The organism is Flavobacterium amylolyticum, from assembly GCF_048284335.1.
Lineage (GTDB): Bacteria > Bacteroidota > Bacteroidia > Flavobacteriales > Flavobacteriaceae > Flavobacterium.
Map to the genome: position 1 here is coordinate 707,777 of NZ_JBLVPG010000001.1, position 17,206 is coordinate 724,982.

The 17,206-nt window shown below is 33.3% G+C and carries 21 protein-coding genes, 1 tRNA gene and 1 pseudogene; 17 read left to right on the plus strand and 6 right to left on the minus strand.

Going from position 1 to position 17,206, the window contains the following annotated elements; all coding sequences use genetic code 11:
• Positions 1-46 precede the first annotated feature (46 nt).
• The 4 genes from ACNQF9_RS03130 (at position 47) to ACNQF9_RS03145 (ending at position 1,103) form a co-directional block, all read left to right on the plus strand.
• A complete protein-coding gene (locus ACNQF9_RS03130; RefSeq protein ID WP_417958791.1) occupies positions 47-175 on the plus strand; it encodes a transposase in 129 nt (42 codons plus the stop codon).
• A 265-nt stretch (positions 176-440) separates the two neighbouring features.
• Positions 441-542: a hypothetical protein gene (locus ACNQF9_RS03135; RefSeq protein ID WP_417958792.1), complete on the plus strand. Its 102-nt coding sequence runs from the start codon at positions 441-443 to the stop codon at positions 540-542.
• Between the two features lie 142 nt (positions 543-684).
• Positions 685-846, plus strand: coding sequence for a hypothetical protein (locus ACNQF9_RS03140; RefSeq protein ID WP_417958793.1), 162 nt, complete (start codon positions 685-687; stop codon positions 844-846).
• 116 nt (positions 847-962) lie between these two features.
• The gene (locus ACNQF9_RS03145; protein ID WP_417958794.1) at positions 963-1,103 is read left to right on the plus strand and encodes an IS3 family transposase; all 141 of its coding nucleotides are present in this window, start codon (positions 963-965) and stop codon (positions 1,101-1,103) included.
• Between the two features lie 181 nt (positions 1,104-1,284).
• Here the strand turns inward: ACNQF9_RS03145 and ACNQF9_RS03150 are convergent, their stop codons facing one another.
• Positions 1,285-1,761, minus strand: coding sequence for a TspO/MBR family protein (locus ACNQF9_RS03150; RefSeq protein WP_417989620.1), 477 nt, complete (start codon positions 1,759-1,761; stop codon positions 1,285-1,287).
• A gap of 114 nt (positions 1,762-1,875) precedes the next feature.
• Between ACNQF9_RS03150 and ACNQF9_RS03155 the strand changes: the two genes are divergently transcribed.
• The 7 genes from ACNQF9_RS03155 to ACNQF9_RS03185 all read left to right on the plus strand — a co-directional run bounded on the left by ACNQF9_RS03155 (position 1,876) and on the right by ACNQF9_RS03185 (position 8,697).
• Complete coding sequence (locus ACNQF9_RS03155) at positions 1,876-2,958, plus strand: diphosphomevalonate decarboxylase (RefSeq protein WP_417989621.1); 1,083 nt, start codon at positions 1,876-1,878, stop codon at positions 2,956-2,958.
• A gap of 41 nt (positions 2,959-2,999) precedes the next feature.
• Entirely contained in the window at positions 3,000-3,194 is a 195-nt protein-coding gene (locus ACNQF9_RS03160) for a hypothetical protein (RefSeq protein WP_417989622.1), read from the plus strand.
• Positions 3,195-3,249: 55 nt separating this feature from the next.
• Positions 3,250-4,188 carry a mevalonate kinase family protein gene (locus ACNQF9_RS03165; protein ID WP_417989623.1) on the plus strand — a complete coding sequence of 313 codons (939 nt, stop codon included), beginning with the start codon at positions 3,250-3,252 and terminating at the stop codon, positions 4,186-4,188.
• Between the two features lie 81 nt (positions 4,189-4,269).
• The gene (locus tag ACNQF9_RS03170; RefSeq protein WP_417958799.1) at positions 4,270-5,226 is read left to right on the plus strand and encodes a geranylgeranylglycerol-phosphate geranylgeranyltransferase; all 957 of its coding nucleotides are present in this window, start codon (positions 4,270-4,272) and stop codon (positions 5,224-5,226) included.
• A 290-nt stretch (positions 5,227-5,516) separates the two neighbouring features.
• Positions 5,517-6,425 (plus strand): pseudouridine synthase, encoded by a 909-nt coding sequence (locus ACNQF9_RS03175; RefSeq protein ID WP_417958800.1) that lies wholly within the window; start codon positions 5,517-5,519, stop codon positions 6,423-6,425.
• Positions 6,426-6,509: 84 nt separating this feature from the next.
• A complete protein-coding gene (locus tag ACNQF9_RS03180; RefSeq protein ID WP_417989624.1) occupies positions 6,510-6,872 on the plus strand; it encodes a nuclear transport factor 2 family protein in 363 nt (120 codons plus the stop codon).
• 61 nt (positions 6,873-6,933) lie between these two features.
• The gene (locus ACNQF9_RS03185; protein WP_417989625.1) at positions 6,934-8,697 is read left to right on the plus strand and encodes a DUF885 domain-containing protein; all 1,764 of its coding nucleotides are present in this window, start codon (positions 6,934-6,936) and stop codon (positions 8,695-8,697) included.
• A gap of 50 nt (positions 8,698-8,747) precedes the next feature.
• Here ACNQF9_RS03185 and ACNQF9_RS03190 read toward each other — a convergent pair.
• Positions 8,748-8,829 (minus strand) — tRNA-Leu (locus tag ACNQF9_RS03190).
• Positions 8,830-8,936: 107 nt separating this feature from the next.
• Here ACNQF9_RS03190 and ACNQF9_RS03195 point away from each other — a divergent pair.
• The 6 genes and pseudogenes from ACNQF9_RS03195 to ACNQF9_RS03220 all read left to right on the plus strand — a co-directional run bounded on the left by ACNQF9_RS03195 (position 8,937) and on the right by ACNQF9_RS03220 (position 14,346).
• Positions 8,937-10,325 (plus strand): dipeptidase, encoded by a 1,389-nt coding sequence (locus ACNQF9_RS03195; protein ID WP_417958803.1) that lies wholly within the window; start codon positions 8,937-8,939, stop codon positions 10,323-10,325.
• Positions 10,326-10,643: 318 nt separating this feature from the next.
• Positions 10,644-10,994 (plus strand): hypothetical protein, encoded by a 351-nt coding sequence (locus ACNQF9_RS03200; protein WP_417989626.1) that lies wholly within the window; start codon positions 10,644-10,646, stop codon positions 10,992-10,994.
• A 2-nt stretch (positions 10,995-10,996) separates the two neighbouring features.
• A complete protein-coding gene (locus ACNQF9_RS03205) occupies positions 10,997-11,371 on the plus strand; it encodes a BlaI/MecI/CopY family transcriptional regulator (RefSeq protein ID WP_417989627.1) in 375 nt (124 codons plus the stop codon).
• On the plus strand, positions 11,368-12,729 hold the full coding sequence (locus tag ACNQF9_RS03210; RefSeq protein WP_417989628.1) for a M56 family metallopeptidase: 1,362 nt from the start codon (positions 11,368-11,370) through the stop codon (positions 12,727-12,729). The genes ACNQF9_RS03205 and ACNQF9_RS03210 overlap by 4 nt, the downstream gene beginning before the upstream one ends.
• A gap of 37 nt (positions 12,730-12,766) precedes the next feature.
• Positions 12,767-12,886, plus strand: a pseudogene (locus ACNQF9_RS03215) (BlaI/MecI/CopY family transcriptional regulator); the annotation flags it as partial.
• Entirely contained in the window at positions 12,883-14,346 is a 1,464-nt protein-coding gene (locus ACNQF9_RS03220) for a regulatory sensor-transducer, BlaR1/MecR1 family protein (RefSeq protein ID WP_417989629.1), read from the plus strand. The pseudogene ACNQF9_RS03215 and the gene ACNQF9_RS03220, both read left to right, overlap by 4 nt.
• A 174-nt stretch (positions 14,347-14,520) precedes the next feature.
• On the opposite strand, the gene ACNQF9_RS03225 is transcribed toward ACNQF9_RS03220, so the two are convergent.
• The 4 genes from ACNQF9_RS03225 to ACNQF9_RS03240 form a co-directional block, all read right to left on the minus strand.
• Positions 14,521-14,940, minus strand: coding sequence for a hypothetical protein (locus ACNQF9_RS03225; RefSeq protein WP_417989630.1), 420 nt, complete (start codon positions 14,938-14,940; stop codon positions 14,521-14,523).
• 155 nt (positions 14,941-15,095) lie between these two features.
• Complete coding sequence (locus ACNQF9_RS03230; RefSeq protein WP_417989631.1) at positions 15,096-16,262, minus strand: AAA family ATPase; 1,167 nt, start codon at positions 16,260-16,262, stop codon at positions 15,096-15,098.
• A gap of 6 nt (positions 16,263-16,268) precedes the next feature.
• Complete coding sequence (locus ACNQF9_RS03235; RefSeq protein WP_417989632.1) at positions 16,269-16,619, minus strand: hypothetical protein; 351 nt, start codon at positions 16,617-16,619, stop codon at positions 16,269-16,271.
• Positions 16,570-17,109 (minus strand): hypothetical protein, encoded by a 540-nt coding sequence (locus ACNQF9_RS03240; RefSeq protein WP_417989633.1) that lies wholly within the window; start codon positions 17,107-17,109, stop codon positions 16,570-16,572. The genes ACNQF9_RS03235 and ACNQF9_RS03240 overlap by 50 nt, the downstream gene beginning before the upstream one ends.
• Between the last annotated feature and the right edge of the window lie 97 nt (positions 17,110-17,206).

The window sequence follows — 17,206 nt, forward strand, 5'->3', positions numbered from 1 at the left end:
AGTCCGCAAAATTTATGACAAGACTTTTAAAGAAAAAGCTGGCCAATTGAGTTATGAAAGAACCAATATATCAGAACTCGCCCGAGAGTTAGGAATAACAGCATCACAGTTGTATAAATGGCGCAAAGAGTTAGAGGAGTTTGGAAAAGGAAGTTTTCCTGGAAAAGGAAATTAAAACTGACTCCCGAGCAAGAAAAAATTCATGAACTGGAGAAAAGACTCAGAGATGCCGAGTTAGAGCGAGATATATTAAAAAAAGCAATCGGCATTTTTTCCAAGAGCGGTCGATGATTTATAGTTTCATTAAAAACAATGAACAACTATTCCCGATTGAAAAAATGTGCAAAGTTCTACAAGTGAGTAGTGGAAGTTATTACCGATGAAAAAAAAAAATCACAGCAAGACAATAACTGAAAATTGCCATAAAAAAGCAGATAACATTGATTTATCTTGAATCCAAGCAACGATATGGAAGTCCTAGAATAACATTAGAACTTCATAGTTTTGGTTATAAAATTTCAAGACTCGAGAGCTTTCCTTGAACAGGCGAAGTAATTACTGTAGAAAATATATGAAACCGTTAGGCTTGCGAAGTAAATTAAGCAACAAATTCAAAGTAACGACCATCTCAAATCACAATTATTTAATCGTTGAAAATATATTAACAGAGGGTTTGTTGTGAAAATGCCATCAAAAGCTTGGGTTTTGGATGTCACCTATATTCAAAGCAAGGAGGAATTTGTATACTTGACAACTATTATGAATTTATACGACAGAAGAGTTATAGGTTGGAGTTTGAGCGATGGAACAGTACATATGAAACTATGCTTAGTGCTTGAAAAATAGCGATTAAAAACCGAAATATTAAGGAAGGCTTGATTTTTCATTCTGACAGAGGTGTCCAATATTCCAGCAAGAAGTTTGTAAATGTTCTTGATTCCTATAAAAAAACAATCCGTAGTATGAGCCACAAAGGAAATTGTTGGGACAATGCAGTAGCGGAAAGCTTTTTTAAATCCTTAAAAACTGAATTGATTTATGGATACAAACTGATTTCTAAAAAACAAATGAAACTGAAAATATTTGAATACATTAAAATTTGATACAACAGAAAAAGGAGACACTCTGCTTTGAATTATGCAACTATTGAAGAATTTAACAATCAAATTAATTACAAAAGTTTAGCTTAACTTAATGTGCAGTTTTTATTTACATATCCAGTATTAAGTGTAATGGATTTTTTGCTTTCGAAAAATATTGAATTTAAAAAACTGTAACCAATAACTACCGATTCAACCACCAAATACTTCCATTTAAAACGGCGGCAAAACTTACCCAAGCCAAATACGGAATAAACAAATAGCCCGCAATTTTATTGATTTTGGCAAATTGAACGTACGTTTCAAAAATCATCAACCACAATACAATAATTTCTAATCCGGCTAACATTGGGTTGTGTAAACCAAAGAATAAATACGACCACAATGCATTTAATGCCAATTGTATGGCAAAGAAAATTAACGCCTTTTGTACGACTTCTTTTTCTATTTCAATTCGGTTCCAAACTAATCCAGCAGCCACACCCATCATCACATACAGCATACTCCAAACTGGCGCAAAAACCCAATTAGGTGGATTAAAACTTGGTTTTACTAAAGTTGGATACCACGTTGTAATGGCAGAACGGGTAACTATTCCAGAGAAATAACCAATCGCAAGACACGTGACAACAACAGCTAAAATTCGGGTGATTTTATTCATTTTTATATTTTTCTAATGTGAGCCAAATTTACTCAAATCTTTGTAACGATTTACCAACTAAACGAATAAACAAATAACCCAAAAAAAGTATCTTTGTATAAATTTTTAAAATTCATGATTTCAGCAAACGATTTTATTTCATCAAAATACACAACTTCTATTGAAAACGGCAATTTTCAATGGAGCGCACCCAGTAATATTGCTCTTGTAAAATACTGGGGGAAAAAGGACAATCAAATTCCTGCAAATCCCTCTGTGAGTTTTACGTTGAATAATTGTAAAACGATTACTAAATTGGCTTACGCCAAAAAACAAAATGATGGTCTATTTTCTTTTGATTTACTTTTTGAAGGGAAACCCAAAGAAGATTTCAAACCAAAAATTCAAAAATTTCTGGAACGGATCGAAGTCTATTTGCCTTTTTTAAAAGACTACCATTTTACAATTGACACCGAGAATACTTTTCCGCACAGTTCCGGAATTGCTTCATCAGCATCAGGAATGGCAGCTTTAGCAATGAACTTCATGAGTCTAGAAAAAGCGTTAAACCCTGCAATGACACAGGAATATTTCTATCAGAAAGCATCTTTATTAGCACGTTTAGGTTCCGGAAGCGCTTGCAGAAGTGTAAAAGGACAGGTTGTAGTTTGGGGAAATCATGCAAAAATCTTCGAAAGTTCGGATTTATTTGGGGTAGAATTTCCAAATGTCATTCATGCTAATTTCAAGAATTTTCAAGATACTATTTTACTGGTTGACAAAGGAGAGAAACAAGTTTCGAGTACAATCGGACATGACTTAATGCACAACCATCCATTTGCGGAAAGGCGATTTGCACAAGCACATGAAAATTTAGACCAACTAATTTCAGTTTTTAAAACTGGAAATCTGGAACAATTTATCAAAATCGTAGAAAGCGAAGCTTTGACGTTACATGCTATGATGATGACCTCAACACCTTATTTTATATTAATGAAACCAAATACTTTGGAGATCATTAATGCCATTTGGAAATTCAGAAATGAATCCAAAATCCTTGTTTGTTTCACACTGGATGCTGGAGCAAACGTACATGTATTGTATCCATATAATAGTAAAGAAAAAGTGTTACAATTTATTAAAGACGAATTAGTTGGCTATTGCCAAAATGGTCAGTATCTTTGTGACGAAATTGGAAACGGAGCTTTGCAGTATTAATTTATTTTTTCACTATCTTTAATTTTTAAAGAACTGAAATCATGGATATCCAAACAGAGAAATTAGAATTGATAAAATTGCTGTTAGAAACTGACGACACGAGCATAATTACAGCTGTTAAAAACATTTTCAACTCACAAAAAAAAGACGTCTGGAAAGAATTATCTCCTGAACAACAAGAAGAAATTGATCTTGAAATTCAAGAAGCAAATCGTGGAGATAAAGTTGATTTATAAAAATTTAAGTTTTACAATATAATTACCGACCCCAAATTGTTAATTACAATCTAATATGAAAGGACCTTTATTTTATTCAAAAATATTACTCTTTGGAGAATACGGAATCATTCGTGACTCAAAAGGACTATCTATCCCCTATAACTTTTATAATGGTGCACTGAAAAGAGATGAAAATCCATCTGAAGAAGCGATTAAATCAAATGGGAATTTGAGACGTTTTGTGACCTATTTAGAAACGTTACAAAACGAGCAGCCGGATTTAGTAACTTTTGATTTAGACACATTGAAAAATGATGTAGAAACCGGAATGTATTTTGATTCCAGTATCCCACAAGGGTATGGAGTAGGAAGTAGTGGTGCACTTGTCGCAGCTATTTATGATAAATATGCACATCATAAAATCACGGTTTTAGAGAATTTGACTCGTGAAAAATTATTACAACTCAAGAATATATTTTCTCAGATGGAGAGTTTTTTCCACGGAAAAAGTTCTGGTTTAGACCCATTAAACAGTTATTTAAGCATCCCGATTCTGATTAATTCTAAAGACAATATAGAAGCAACTGGAATTCCAACACAAAGCTTTGACGGAAAAGGTGCAGTATTCTTGCTGGATTCAGGAATTGTAGGTGAAACAGCACCTATGGTGAATATTTTCATGGAGAACCTAAAAGACAAAGGATTTCGTGCCATGTTAAAAAATCAATTTGTAAAATACACGGATGCTTGTGTGGAAAATTTCCTAGGCGGTGATATGAAATCATTGTTTATGAACACTAAAAAATTATCAAAAGTAGTTTTGAATAACTTCAAACCAATGATTCCCGAACAGTTTCACGGAATTTGGCAACAAGGCATTGACAGCAATGATTATTATTTAAAACTATGTGGCTCTGGTGGAGGTGGTTATATCCTGGGTTTTACAGAAGACATAGAGAAAGCCAGAATTTCATTGAAAGAGTATAAGCTAGAAGTAGTGTATCAATTTTAAAAAATTTATTTTTCAGACCTTACAAAAAAAATCTAAAGCAGCATCCTGATCCTTGGAAGCGCATTCTTAAAATAAATCTAAATGTTAAGCAGGCAACACAAACTTCTTATAATGAAAATTGCAAGTTTGTTCTCTGTTGTTAGAGGCTATAACATTCCTATTATTATATTGGCACAATATCTTTCCGCCATATTTATTCTTGCTCCCGAAAAAAGAGCGTTGGACATTCTGCTCGATTTAAACTTATTTATTCTGGTTTTTGCCTCTTCATTGACCATCGCTTCAGGGTATATTATCAATAATTTTTATGACAGTCAAAAAGATTTAATTAATCGCCCTAATAAATCAATGCTAGATCGATTGGTAAGTCAAGAGACAAAACTGAATGTCTATTTCGTCCTGAATTTCATAGTCGCTTTAATGGCTTTATTTGTTTCTTGGCGCGTCTTTCTATTTTTTTCAGGGTATATATTTTTCATCTGGTATTATTCCCATAAAATAAAAAAATATCCTATAATAGGAAATTTAACTGCCGCTTTACTGGCTGTCCTGCCTTTTTTTGCAATATTATTGTATTTTTATACTCGGATTCCTTTTGAAGACATTGAAAATTACAAAAGACAATTAGGTGTAATTTTTTCTCATGCCCTGTTTTTATTCTTATTATTGTTGATTCGAGAAATGATTAAAGATTTAGAAAATCTCAAAGGAGATCTGGCTAATGATTACAAAACAATACCTATTGTTTATGGTGAAGAAATTTCAAAAAAAACCATTACAGCACTGACTATTTTTACCCTTTTTCCAGTTTATGCTTTAATCGATATTTATGATGTGGGCTACATGGATATTTATTTTTATTCCTGCCTCATAATCTTGATTTTCTTCTTGCTCTATTTGTGGAAATCAAACACTAAGCCTCAGTTTTTATTGCTTCATAATATCCTTAAATTCCTTATTGTGGCTGGTGTTTTTTGTATTGTATTGATAAATCCTAGTGTATTGTGGCATGGAAAGAGATTATTGATGATTGGATAAACTCCGTCTTCTTCAAAATCATTATACCTCCACAACAATTTCCTAAAGAACAACTAATGTCCTCCATGACAACATACTACAATGTCACAGCCTCTTTTTTATCTTTATGATAAAGAGAAAAAAAATAGTATAATATAGAACATGCAAAATTTAGCACTACAAAATAGCTCCAAAAAACGAAACATAAACTTACTAATTATGGTATTAATTAGATAGTTAGCGTTTTTATAATTGGCAGTTATTGATTGTCAATTATATAAATAGTATCTTTGCACAAATTATTGAATATTATGAATAAGAAGGAAGGCAATGATAAGAAAAGTGGTCCAAGAGCGAATAGCGCAAGACCCAGTTCAAATAAGCCAAAACCTGCCATGCAGAAGCGCGCTCAAGGGCCGAAAAAAGTTAAAGTAGTTACTAAAATTGCCGATATTGCTACTGATAAAGTAGAGAAAAAACCAAATCAAGCACCAAAGAGACCGAAAGTAAAGGACGAAATTCGTTTGAATAAATACATCGCTAATTCTGGTGCGTGCTCGCGTCGTGATGCTGATATCTACATTCAATCTGGTACGGTGAAAGTAAACGGGATTCCAGTCACAGAAATGGGATACATGGTTAAACCAGGAGATGTTGTAAATTTTGACGGTTCTACTTTGACACCAGAGAAAAAAGTTTACATCTTACTGAACAAACCAAAAAACTTTACCACCGCAATGGATGAAGGTCAGGAGTATCGTAATGTATTGGAACTGGTAAAAGGCTCCACCACTGCAAAAATTGGAGCAGTTGGGAGAATGGATAAGAATACCACTGGATTACTATTGTTTACAAACGATACCGATATGATTCGTAAGTTTACGTTACCAAGCCAAAAATCATCTAAAATTTACCAAGTTTCATTAGATAAAAATTTGAAATTTGAGGATTTAGAAAAAATAAACAAAGGACTTACTCTTGATGGGCACCGTGTTTTTGTAGAAGACGTAAGTTACATTGATGGAGAAGCAAAAAGTGAAATTGGGTTGCAATTAAGATCGTCTAACGTAAAAGTTGTCCGCAACATTTTTGAACATTTCAGTTATGATGTATTGCGAATTGACAGGGTTTCTTTCGCTGGTTTAACCAAAAAGAATTTACCAAGAGGAAACTGGAGATTACTTACAGAACAAGAAATTATCAATTTGAAGAACGTCTAATATCTCTTTGTAATTATAAAAAATAAAATCCCTTTTCGCTTAAAGCAAAAGGGATTTTTTAATTAAAAATAAATCCTAATTAATATGACCCCAGAAAAACTACAGTCTATTGCCTTCAAATGGGTTGAAACTTTCAACAATAAAGAATTAGAAAAACTACTGTCATTGTACGACGAAGATGCCGTTCATTTTAGTCCAAAACTAAAAATTTACAAACCCGATACAAACGGATTTGTAATAGGTAAAGAGGCTTTACGTCACTGGTGGCAAGATGCCTTTGCTCGTTTACCCAGTTTGAATTATCGACTTAAATCACTTACTGCAAATGGAGACCGTGTTTTCATGGAATACACCCGAACGGTTACTGGCGAAGAGGATTTACTTGTTGCGGAAGTATTAGACATCAAAGAAAATAAAATAATTGCTTCTCGAGTCTATCATGGATAAATTTACGAGTTTACTTTCAAAAAAATAAAGTAGCTTTACAGCTGTTATAAATTTAAAAACTATGAAAAAACCATTATCCTTATTATTTGTTTTTCTGTTTTCATTATTGTTGATCAACTGTAAAAAAGACGAAAATACACTCGATTTTTCAACTTTGACCAAAAACTATTTTGACAATAAAAATGCAATGAACCCTTTGGATGCGACTCAAAGTGGTCAAAACGAATACAACGATCAGCTGCAATTTGAAATGACGGACAGTTTTAGAAAATCACAAGAATCGTTTTTCAACAAATACCAAACCGCTATAAAAACTGTTGATTTAGAAGACTTATCTGATGAAGAAAAAAACAGCTATGAAATCATCAAATGGGAAGTTGAAATTGGAAAAGACCTCTTAAAACAGCCCACGAATCTTCTGCCAGTTCATCAGTTTTGGGGAACGCACTTGACTATGGGACAATTTGCCGGAGGAACCAGCGCACAGCCTTTTAAAACGGAAAAGGACTATACCAATTTTCTAAAAAGAATGGACAAATACGCGGTATGGATCGATTCGGCAATGGTATACATGAAAAAAGGTTTGGAGCAAGGTGTTGTTTTACCAAAAGCGTTAACACTAAAGTTGATTCCACAGTTTGCAGAAATGGCTACACCAAAAATAGAAGATAACTTATTCTACTCAGCTATAAAACTAATGCCTGCCTCATTTCCTGAAGGGGTTAAAGAAGACTTAACCGCTCAATACACTTTGACAATCAACACCAAGTTGATCCCTCAATACAAGAAGATGGCGGAGTTTCTAACCACAGAATACCTCCCTGCCTCCAGAACCACCAGCGGAATAGGAAGTCTACCTTTTGGGAAAGAACTATATGCTACTTATGTAAAACAATGGACCACCACCGAGATGACTCCAGAGGAAATTCATCAATTGGGATTAAAAGAAGTAGCCCGATTGAATGCCGAAATGGAAAAAGTTAAAACTCAAGTAGGCTTCAAAGGCACTTTATTAGCATTCTTTGAAGAAGTTAGAAATAAAAAAGAATTAAAATCTTTCACTACGCCAGAAGAAGTTATTGCAAACTTCCAAAGCATTTATACCCGTATCAAGCCAAACGTAGATAAATTATTTGCACTGCAACCCAAAACAAAATTTGAAATTAGACGAACGGAAGCTTTTCGAGAAAAAACAGCAAGTGCTGAATACAATCAAGGTACCGCTGATGGTTCCCGTCCCGGCATTTTTTATGTTCCAATACCAGATGTGAGCAATTATAATCTGTATGGAGATGAAGATCTATTTTTACACGAAGCCATTCCTGGACATCACTTTCAAATTTCCTTACAACAAGAAAATGAGAGTCTGCCTGATTTCAGAAAATTCAATTGGTTTGGTGCGTATGGAGAAGGCTGGGCTTTATATACTGAAAGTTTGGGTAAAGAGCTTGGACTGTATCAAGATCCGTATCAATATTTTGGAATGCTAGGTAATGAAATGCACCGAGCGGTTCGATTAGTCGTTGATACTGGATTACATTCCAAAGGATGGACCAGAGAACAAGCTATCAAATATTCGTTAGCCAATGAAGCTGAAAGTGAAGCGAGTATTATTCCTGAAATCGAACGCTATATGGCCATTCCGGGACAAGCATTGTCCTATAAAATTGGTCAGTTGAAAATTATGGAGCTTCGTAAAAAAGCAGAAGCTAAAATGGGCTCCAAATTTGATATTAAAAAATTCCATGAAAAAGTATTGGAATCCGGAGTAATGCCTTTAGCTTTATTGGAAAAGAAAATTAATGAATGGATAGAAAGTAAATAAATTTCACCAATAGATATAAAAAAAGCTTCTCAATTGAGAAGCTTTTTTTGTGCGGATAATAGGACTCGAACCTACACGCCTTGCGGCACCAGATCCTAAGTCTGGCATGTCTACCAATTTCACCATATCCGCGCAATTGTGGGTGCAAAGATAAACATAACTTCCAATTTTCAAAGTAAATTTGACAAAAATATTCATACTCTTTTTTGTACTTTTGAAATTACAATTAAATTCAAATAATGGAAAATATTAAAACATACATTCAAGAACACAAAGACCGCTTTGTCAATGAGTTAATCGAATTGTTGAAAATTCCATCCGTGAGTGCTGATCCAGCGTATTCACATGATGTTTTTGAAACAGCAGCTGCCGTTAAAGCTAGTTTAGAAAAAGCCGGTTGTGATTTGGTTGAAATCTGCGATACTCCAGGATATCCAATTGTCTATGCTGAAAAAATAATTGACCCTTCATTGCCTACGGTTTTAGTGTACGGACATTATGATGTTCAACCCCCAGATCCAATAGATTTATGGACTTCACCTCCCTTTGAGCCGGTAATCAAAAAAACAGAAATTCATCCAGAAGGCGCTATTTTTGCCCGTGGATCTTGTGATGACAAAGGCCAAATGTACATGCATGTAAAAGCATTGGAATACATGGTTCAATCGAATACTTTGCCTTGTAACGTGAAATTCATGATTGAAGGCGAAGAAGAAATTGGCTCTAAAAGCTTGAGTTGGTTCGTGGAACGCAATCAGGAAAAACTAAAAAATGACGTGATTTTAATTTCGGATACCGGAATGATTTCTAATCAGCAACCATCGATTACAACCGGATTACGTGGATTAAGCTATGTAGAAGTAGAAATTACGGGACCAAACCGTGATTTACATTCTGGATTATATGGCGGTGCTGTCGCCAATCCAATCAATGTTTTAGCTAAAATGATTGCTTCTCTTCATGATGAAAACAACCACATTACCATACCCGGTTTCTATGATCATGTAGCAGAATTATCTCTGGAAGAAAGAGCTGAAATGGCTAAAGCACCCTTCAATTTAGAAAACTACAAAAAAGCATTAGACTTAAATGATATTTATGGTGAAAGCGGCTACACCACAAACGAAAGAAATTCCATTCGCCCTACACTGGACGTCAACGGAATCTGGGGTGGTTACACCGGAGAAGGTGCCAAAACGGTTATTGCCAGCAAAGCTTTCGCTAAAATCTCGATGCGTTTGGTTCCAAATCAAGACTGGGAGCAAATCACCGAACTTTTCACGAAACACTTCACAAGCCTTGCTCCTGCTGGCGTTACCGTAAAAGTTAAACCGCATCATGGCGGTCAAGGATATGTAACCCCCACAGACAGCATTGGCTACAAAGCTGCAAACATGGCCTATACAGAAACCTTTGGCGTACCCGCAATTCCAGTGCGTTCCGGAGGAAGTATTCCTATCGTCGCGCTATTCGAAAAAGAACTGAAAAGTAAGACTATTCTAATGGGATTTGGTCTGGACAGTGATGCGATTCACTCGCCAAACGAACATTTCGGAATCTTCAATTACCTGAAAGGAATTGAAACCATTCCGTTATTTTACAAATATTTCGTGGAGTTATCTAAATAAATTTCTTCGATACAGAATAAAATCCGTTCAGCAATGAGCGGTTTTTTTTTGGGTATTTCCCGCTGAAAATAGCGGGTCAGGCTCTCCGTTCTCAATCTTTTTCTTTTTTTAAACAAAAAAATAAAAAGGATTTTCACTCCCATCCTTAACGCAAACCGCTGATTGCCATAATATTTTTTCTTTAAAACTTGTTTATTCTAATTTTTACTCTACATTTGTAGAGCAAACTCTATTTTCGTAGAACAAAAACATTTTATGCGACAAACTGTTATTGTAATCGGCTTGGTATTATTGGTTTTTGGTTGCAAAACCAATCAAATGAAAAATAAACGTAGAGAAGGACTTTGGATTGAACAATATGCACAGGATAGTTCCCACTATAAATCAATTGGGAAATACCGAAAAGGAGATCCCGTAAAAAAATGGAGTTATTACTTAAATGGTAAAATCATAAAAAGAGAAAAATACAAAGACAACACTTGCAGTACCACTTTTTATCATAAAAATCGAAAAATACAGTCCAAAGGAAAAACAAAAATGGAAATCAGCGACAAGTACGCGCATTGGTTTTATTTTGGCGACTGGAACTTCTTTAATGAAGATGGAAAACTAACAACGATAAAGAAATATAATAACGGGGAATCATTTTCCGAAATAGAAATTAAATAAACATGCAACAACTAACGAACGCCGAAGAACAAGTAATGGAACACCTTTGGAAACTTGAGAAAGCCTTCATGAAAGACTTGCTGGAAGCCTACCCAAAACCAAAACCGGCTACCACAACCATCGCTACTTTATTAAAAAGAATGATCGACAAGCAATTTGTAGCCTACAGAGAGTTTGGGAACTCACGAGAATATTATCCTTTGGTTAAAAAAACCGACTATTTCTCGAAACACGTTAACGGATTGATTAGTAATTTTTTCAACAATTCAGCATCACAATTTGCATCTTTCTTTACCACCGAAACCAATTTATCGCAAACGGAACTGGAAGAACTCAAGAAAATAATAGACAGTGAAATTCAAAAAAAGAAAAAATGAGCGACTTTCTGATCAAATCGACAATTACTTTATTCGTATTATTGACAGTGTATTATTTGTTTTTAGAAAAAGAAAAAATACACGTATTCAATAGGTTTTACCTGTTATTCAGCCTTGTTTTCTCGATGGTGATTCCCTTTATAACCATAGAAGTGATTCAGAAAATAGCACAACCTACCGTCAATCCGGGAAATATCCAACTACTGCAAGGAAGCGCAGTAGTACTGGAAGAAACTAACTATCTGGCAATAGGATTATGGAGTTTGTATGCTGTAGTAACACTCCTTTTGGTAATACGTTTTATCAGCAATATCATTAAGATTTCTTCAAAACTGAAGTCGAATACGCCAATTGACTATAAGAATGCCCAATTGATTTTGGTGCCTGAAAAAACACTGCCGCATACTTTTCTGAACACGATTTTCATCAACGAAATGAAATACAACAACCGTGAAATTGAAGCTGAATTGTACACCCACGAACTCACACATGTATCCCAAAAACACACTTTGGATATTTTATTCATCGAACTATTAAAAACCGTTTTTTGGTTCAACCCCATTTTTATTTTTTACAAAAAAGCCATACAACTCAACCACGAATTTCTTGCCGATGAGAAAGTAGTGACCTCCTATAACAATGTTCCGTTCTACCAATCTTTATTACTATCAAAGACAAACGCGAACCCAACTTTTTACTTGGCCAGTAATTTGAACTATTTAATAACTAAAAAACGATTACTCATGATGACAAAAACCACATCAAAAACAGAAGCTTTATTAAAAAAAGTAATGCTCATGCCGATAGTAGCTACATTATTATTTTTACTGTGTACTAAAGTCGTTGCGCAGGAAAAAACTGAACCTCTCACTGCTGACCAACCCAAAAAAGCACAAACAGATGATGAAAGAAAAGATGCTTATTATTCTGGCGTTAGAGTCATAATCCATGACCTTATCAATAACAAAAAAATTGATAAAAAATATGAAGATTTAACTTTAGAAGAAAAAAGAAAATGTTTTTTCTATGTACCTAATGCATTTCAAAAAAAATCTCCAAACGAAAAAGAGTTGGAAAACTTCAAAGATTCTAAGAAATATGCCATATGGGTGGATGGTAAACACGAACCAAATGCTCATTTGAATAATTTCAAACCGACTGATATTGCTTTTTTTCAAGGAAGTAGCGTTTCAAAAAATGCTAGAAGTAAAAAATTCTCGCAAGCCTTTCAATATAATTTTTACACACATAATTATTTTGATAAAAATTTAAAAAACTCGCATAAGAAATTCTCCGGAGAGAAAGTAGAAGTTACACTTTCAAATAATAAAAATGTCAGACCTATAAGAACCAAATAGTTAAAGAATCAATTGATTTACAAAAGCCAAATTTATGTTTCCTGAATCAGCTTCACAATTTACCTCTTTCTTTACTACCGAAACAAATTTGTCTCAAACGGAACTGGAAGAACTCAAGAAAATAATAGACAGTGAAATTCAAAAAAAGAAAAAATGAGCGACTTTCTAATCAAATCGACAATTACTTTATTCGTGCTACTGGCGGTGTATTATTTGTTTTTGGAAAAAGAAAAAATACACGTTTTCAATAGGTTATACTTGTTGTTCAGCCTTGTCTTCTCGATGGTGATTCCATTCATAACTATCGAAGTCATTCAGGAAATAGCACAACCTACAGTCAATCCTGGAAATATCCAACTACTGCAAGGAAGCGCTGTAATCATGGAGGAAACTAACTATCTGGCAATAGGATTATGGAGCTTGTATGCTGTAGTAACACTCCTTTTGGTAATACGTTTTATCAGTAATATAATCAAGATTTCGTCTAAAATGAAGTCGAATACAGCAATTGATTACAAAAATGCTAAATTGATTTTGGTTCCCGAAAAAACGTTGCCACACACTTTCTTGAATACGATTTTGATCAACGAAACGGAATACAATAACCATCAAATTGAAGCTGAATTGTACACACACGAACTCACGCAAGTAACTCAAAAACATACCTTGGATATTTTATTCATCGAACTATTGAAAACCGTTTTTTGGTTCAACCCCATTTTTATTTTTTACAAAAAAGCCATACAACTCAACCACGAATTTCTTGCCGATGAGAAAGTAGTGACCTCCTATAACAACGTTCCGTTTTATCAATCTTTATTACTATCAAAAGCGAACGAGAACCAAACTTTTTACTTGGCCAGTAATTTGAATTATTTAATAACTAAAAAACGATTACTCATGATGACAAAAACCACATCAAAAACAGAAGCTTTATTAAAAAAAGCAATGCTAATTCCTGTCTTAACTGCCTTATTGTTTTTATTGTGTACGAAAGTTGTTGCGCAAGAAACCAATGTAAAAAAAGAAACTACTCCTAAAAAATCTGAAAATTTAATTAAAACGTATTACGACAAAACTACTTTTAAAATCAAAGATGAAAAAGGAAAGGTTGCCAGCGAAAAAAAATACAATGAACTAACCCCTGTAGAAAAGAGAGCTATACCTTCTATCTTGTCAAAGCAAAAAGAATTGCCTACAAACGAGGAACTTCTGGGGATTTTAAGTAAAGGGGCTCCTGAAGTAATTGAAATAGACACGTACGATCTTGAAAATCAGTTTGTCCAAAAAGGGGAAAATGAGGTCTACAATACTGCTGGAATAACCGAAAAACCAGATTTCCCGGGCGGAATTATGGAGTTTTACAAATTTGTCGGCAATAATTTTAAAACTCCAGGACAACCTAATTTAAAAGGAAAAGTATACATCACCTTTATAGTAGAAAAAGACGGCAGCTTAAGCGATATAAAAAACATACGAGATATTGGTTTTGGAACCGGTGACGAAGCCATACGTGTTTTGACAATATGCCCGAAATGGATTCCCGGAAAAATGAACGGCGTTCCTGTGAGAGTAATGTATAGCTTACCTATAACGATTCAATCTGGAAAGGCGTAATTGTAAAAAAATAAATCCGCTTTAAAAGAAGCGGATTTATCAAACTCACGTTATGCCACTCTGAGATGGCTGGAAATTCGTAACCGCTCAATTTTCGGCTTAGCAGAAAGTTGATGCGAAACGGTAATTCCATTAAATTCCAGCTAGCTCAAAATGGCTGTTAGCTACCGTAATTTATTTTGTTATTATGTTCTCAATATTTGATTCGACATACTCTTCAAGATCTTGTGAATTTTCAATTCCAATTACTCTTCTAAGTCTATTGTTTTTTAGTTTTATATCTAAAAATTCTCTTCCAAATCTTTGTTTAACCTTGATAAACTTTATATCGTCAAATAAAATTTCGCTCTGATTTGACCTAAGTAGATTTAGAATGAAAATGACAAAATGTACTATTCCAATAAATAAACCTGTCCAAAGTAAGAATTGATCGCTTGTTTTCAAGTATCTCCAAACAGAAATTGTTCCATAAATTGTCCAAATACCTGAACTGAATAATTGAATTCTGTTTAGTTTCCTTGAATTGTCCGAAATTTTGACCTTGTCGGCTTCAAAGGAAATTTCACCTTTTTTTAGTTTAAATGTCTCTGTCATTTTTTTCTTATTATGGTTGCTAACTTTATGCCACTTTGAAATGGCTGGAAGTTCGTAAACACTCAGTTTTCGGCTTAAAAAAAACTTGATGCGAAACGGTAATTCCACTAAATTCCAGCTAGCTCAAAATGGTTGTCGTGTACTATACCTTTTTATTAGTTTCTAGGTTTTACCAAACATTCTACAAAAGCATTTTTTATACTTTTATTTAAATCTCTCATGTTTTTAAATTGACTGACATTTACTTTCTCAAGTATCTCTTCTTCAATGCTTTCTGGAAGCTCTTTATTAAAGTGAATTTTAAAATTTTTAATAATTGATTTTATTCTAAAATCTACGAATTTCTGCTTATCTCTATGAAATAATAGAGTAAAATATCCTTTATAATCAAATCTAGAACGTAATTCTGGAGAAATAATTTTCGTAAAATACTCCTTGCTAATATTTGAGGTAAAAATTATAATGAAACCATTTAAGTCAATTTCCTCACTTAAAGAACTCGACATCTTTCCATTTTCTAGGACGTCGAGAAAATAATTAAAAAGTGTAGAATTTGATTTTTCAAATTCATCGATTAGAATTAATCCAATATCTGAATTTTTAACTCGTATAAAAATTTCACCTTCTTCACTTCCAATATATCCTCGTGGACTACCTATTAGAGAATTTAAAGAATTATCACTACTATAATTCCCGAAATTTATTTTTGCAAGTTTGCCTTTTCCCCCTAAACACTTATGAATGGCTCTAGCAACTTCTGTTTTTCCAACTCCAGAATCTCCCATTAAAAAAAGAGATAATATTTTATGTTCACCTAGCTTATTAAAAACTCTAAAGTTTGTTATTAATTTAGAAAAATCATCTTTAAATTTTTCATGTCCGTAAATTTCATAGGAAAAAGCTTTTAAGAAAGAATATACTTCTTCATTACTAATATCTATTATTTTTTTGTGTATTAAAGGTTTTTCAAACTTAATTTCATCTTCATCCGTCACAATTATTCCCTCAACAATTTCTAAATCATTAAATTCAAAGAAACAAAATCGAAGCTCATATTCGAAAAGTTTTTTATTTTCTTTATCTGAAATGAAAGTAATATTTTCATTGAAGTAGGGAAATAGGCTTTCAGCATTGTACTGTAAAGAATTAAGTCCCGAGAGTGATGAAATATCGACAATTTGATTGATTTCACTCACATCATTAGCAAGTTCAAAATTACGCATGTATTCAGTTACACTAACAATATTAAAACCTTCTTTCTCTTTATTTTTTTTTAAATAAACGAAGTAATTCTTATCATAAAATAAAAGTTCTTGTATCATTCAAAATTATTTTGGAAAGTTTACATTCTGAACAATAGCTAATAAATCAATATAGTGGTATTCTTTGTCGCTTTGCTCTGAGCTTGTAAATAAAAAGTTATTATTATTTGTTTGCGTTTGATATTGGCTATCCTGAATCTCATCATTTGCAGGACTATTTAATATATTTTGCATTGAACCTAATTCTTGGAAAAAATCTAAAGAATTTTTTAAAGCTTCGATTTTAATTTTTCCTTTATATAAACCAACTATTGAAACTTTTCCAATAAATAAATCATTTACGCTGTAAGAACTTTCAAACTCACTTTCAAAAGTAAGTGGAATTTTTACCAATACTGCTTCTTCGGAATCTATCACCTTTCATTTTATAAGCATAATCTTTAAACATCGAGTTGAATAAATTATTTATATCAAATCCATTTGCCCCTGGAATATTCATTCCTTTGAAAGACCCACTTGTAAAAAGTTTTACTGTTCTCAACTCAGGTTCGTTCTCTAGAGATAAATTTACATTGTCAATTTTTATTAATTGTCCTTCTTCTAAATTACTAAAGTCATGAGTTCGTTCGCTACGCTCAATTATTTCACTTAAAATTATCGATTTGGTTGTTTTAATTTCAAACGTTTCTAAAACTTTTTGAGAATCAGACTTTGAATTTTTGTTCGATGCTTCAGCATCAATATTAAAAAAGTTTAAAAAATTAACTCCTAATTTTCCTTTATAATCAACATCTTTCTGGTCTGTAGAATCAGTTTGTTTTTCACGATTTAAAGCTATTACATTACTAAGCATCATCTTTATTTCGTATACTTTTGGAAAATTTATGTAATAAATATTAAAAATCATATTTGAGTTATTTGAGTTTTTTTTGCGATTCTGAAGCGGTATTGCTCACAACTTTTGTATAAACGCTACAAAACTTCGTCCATACACCTAAATCTTG

Excerpts from the sequence above, each read along its gene's own strand:
- ACNQF9_RS03210 (WP_417989628.1), top strand. The coding sequence starts at position 11,368 with ATGAGCGACTTTCTGATCAAATCGACAATTACTTTATTCGTATTATTG.
- ACNQF9_RS03195 (WP_417958803.1), top strand. The coding sequence starts at position 8,937 with ATGGAAAATATTAAAACATACATTCAAGAACACAAAGACCGCTTTGTC.
- ACNQF9_RS03205 (WP_417989627.1), top strand. The coding sequence starts at position 10,997 with ATGCAACAACTAACGAACGCCGAAGAACAAGTAATGGAACACCTTTGG.
- ACNQF9_RS03175 (WP_417958800.1), top strand. The coding sequence starts at position 5,517 with ATGAATAAGAAGGAAGGCAATGATAAGAAAAGTGGTCCAAGAGCGAAT.
- ACNQF9_RS03165 (WP_417989623.1), top strand. The coding sequence starts at position 3,250 with ATGAAAGGACCTTTATTTTATTCAAAAATATTACTCTTTGGAGAATAC.
- ACNQF9_RS03180 (WP_417989624.1), top strand. The coding sequence starts at position 6,510 with ATGACCCCAGAAAAACTACAGTCTATTGCCTTCAAATGGGTTGAAACT.
- ACNQF9_RS03140 (WP_417958793.1), top strand. The coding sequence starts at position 685 with ATGCCATCAAAAGCTTGGGTTTTGGATGTCACCTATATTCAAAGCAAG.
- ACNQF9_RS03145 (WP_417958794.1), top strand. The coding sequence starts at position 963 with ATGAGCCACAAAGGAAATTGTTGGGACAATGCAGTAGCGGAAAGCTTT.
- ACNQF9_RS03155 (WP_417989621.1), top strand. The coding sequence starts at position 1,876 with ATGATTTCAGCAAACGATTTTATTTCATCAAAATACACAACTTCTATT.
- ACNQF9_RS03170 (WP_417958799.1), top strand. The coding sequence starts at position 4,270 with ATGTTAAGCAGGCAACACAAACTTCTTATAATGAAAATTGCAAGTTTG.
- ACNQF9_RS03230 (WP_417989631.1), bottom strand. The coding sequence starts at position 16,262 with ATGATACAAGAACTTTTATTTTATGATAAGAATTACTTCGTTTATTTA.
- ACNQF9_RS03150 (WP_417989620.1), bottom strand. The coding sequence starts at position 1,761 with ATGAATAAAATCACCCGAATTTTAGCTGTTGTTGTCACGTGTCTTGCG.
- ACNQF9_RS03200 (WP_417989626.1), top strand. The coding sequence starts at position 10,644 with ATGAAAAATAAACGTAGAGAAGGACTTTGGATTGAACAATATGCACAG.
- ACNQF9_RS03160 (WP_417989622.1), top strand. The coding sequence starts at position 3,000 with ATGGATATCCAAACAGAGAAATTAGAATTGATAAAATTGCTGTTAGAA.
- ACNQF9_RS03240 (WP_417989633.1), bottom strand. The coding sequence starts at position 17,109 with ATGATTTTTAATATTTATTACATAAATTTTCCAAAAGTATACGAAATA.
- ACNQF9_RS03225 (WP_417989630.1), bottom strand. The coding sequence starts at position 14,940 with ATGACAGAGACATTTAAACTAAAAAAAGGTGAAATTTCCTTTGAAGCC.
- ACNQF9_RS03185 (WP_417989625.1), top strand. The coding sequence starts at position 6,934 with ATGAAAAAACCATTATCCTTATTATTTGTTTTTCTGTTTTCATTATTG.
- ACNQF9_RS03220 (WP_417989629.1), top strand. The coding sequence starts at position 12,883 with ATGAGCGACTTTCTAATCAAATCGACAATTACTTTATTCGTGCTACTG.